This window comes from Monashia sp. NPDC004114 (genome assembly GCF_053603855.1).
Window position 1 is genome coordinate 1 of the sequence record NZ_JBSGGK010000042.1, and the last position, 1620, is coordinate 1620.

Here is a 1620-nt window from a genome sequence, read left to right on the forward strand (position 1 = left end):
GGGTGTGGTGATGATCTGGCGGGCGTGGGCGGCGCTGACCCAGCCGTGGCCGGGCAGCTCGCAGGGCTGGTTGTCCAGGCCGGCGGCGGTGCTGAACGGTACGACGATCCAGACCGTGGCCGGCGGACGCCGCCAGAACCCGGCGCCTGACCCGCCATCCTGCGCCTCGACGGGGCCGGCCACGGCGCCACGGACGTCGCCGACCGCGTCGCGCTCCACATTGCCCGGGACGCCGCCGACCCCGTCGCCGACGTCACGGCCGCGTGCGTCGTGGTGCTCAGCCGAGAATGCTGCTCCGAGCCGTGCCGCTCCGGGCGGTGCCGTGCCCGGCGTCGCGGCGCTCGGCGGTGCGGACCATCCGTTGCTAGACGTGCTGGACGTGCTGGAGGTGCTCGGCGTGGTGGACGTGGTGGACGGGGTGGACGGGGTGGACGGGGTGGCCGGGGTGGCCGGGGTGGGCGTGGTGGTCTGGGGTGTGGTGGTGTCGGGGCTGCCGGCGAACATGGCTGCGCCGGTGAGGAAGTCGGCGCGTAGCTGGTCCAGGGTGCGGGGGTCGCCGCCGGCGCGGGCACCGCGGGCGGCGGTGTCGGCGCGGTCGATGGCGGCCACGATCTTCTCGGCGTCGTTGATGATCGTCAGGGTGCCGGTGCCGTCGTCGTGGAGCTGCGCGTAGGCGCCGGTCCGGTCCCGGGCGGCGCGCCGGCGCGCGGCGTGGTCGGTGTCGGCGGCGATGACGGCCCGGCGCAGCCGCTGCCGGAACAGGGCACCGGCCAGGCCGGTGCCGTCTCGGGTCGGGGCCAGCACGGCGCGGGCGACCTGGTCGGCGTGCTCGTGGTCGAGGTGGCCGGTGGCGTGGATGATCTGGGTGGCGCGTGCCATCGTGGTGACGCCCAGGGTGACCTGCTCGCGCAGGAACCCGGCCCGGGACGCCGGGGCGATCGCCAGGTCCAGACGCAGCGCGACCTCGGACTCGCCGAGCCCGGTGGCGGCGACGACTTCCATGACGACCGCCTCGTGCACGGTCAGCGGGGTGCGCCCGACCCAGGTCTGGGCCTCGCGGGCGCGGAACTCGGCGCTCATCGTGGCGTGCATCCGGGCCAGGGCGTCCAGCTGTCGTGCGTCCACGACGGCCTTGGCGCGCTCGGCGAGCTCGAACGCGGCCAGCTCGCCCTCCACCGCCGCGGCGAACGTCTCCGGGTCGCCGGTGGACGCGTCCGTGTGCAGCCCGCCACCACCGGCGGCCTCCGTCACACCGCGGCTCGCGGTCGGGGCGCTCGCGGTCGGGGTGCTGGCGGGCGTCGGGGTGCCGGACTCGGGCTCGACCTGCTCAGGGCAGTGGCGGCGGCGGCAGGTGTCCATGAGCGCGGCCAGGGTCTGGTCCGCCCAGGCGATGACCGGCCGCGGATCGGGGGCCGAGGCCGGTGTCCGGTGCGTCGTGAGCATGAACTCGATCGGCGCCCACAGGCGCGTCACGGTGTCGATCGTGTATGGCATCTGCCTCCTTCCCTCACGATCCATTAGAACACATGTGCTACTCCTCACCTTTGTATGGGTGTGGATGAGCGCGTTTGATGGCGTATGTCGTTGAGTCGCAGGGGTGTGCGCGTGGTGGGGTGTCGA

The 1620-nt window shown here is 74.3% G+C and carries 1 pseudogene; it reads right to left on the reverse strand.

Features of this window, described 5'->3' with window-relative positions:
• Nucleotides 1-1494 (reverse strand): annotated as a pseudogene (locus ACWEOW_RS25345) (hypothetical protein); the annotation flags it as partial.
• Nucleotides 1495-1620 lie beyond the last annotated feature (126 nt).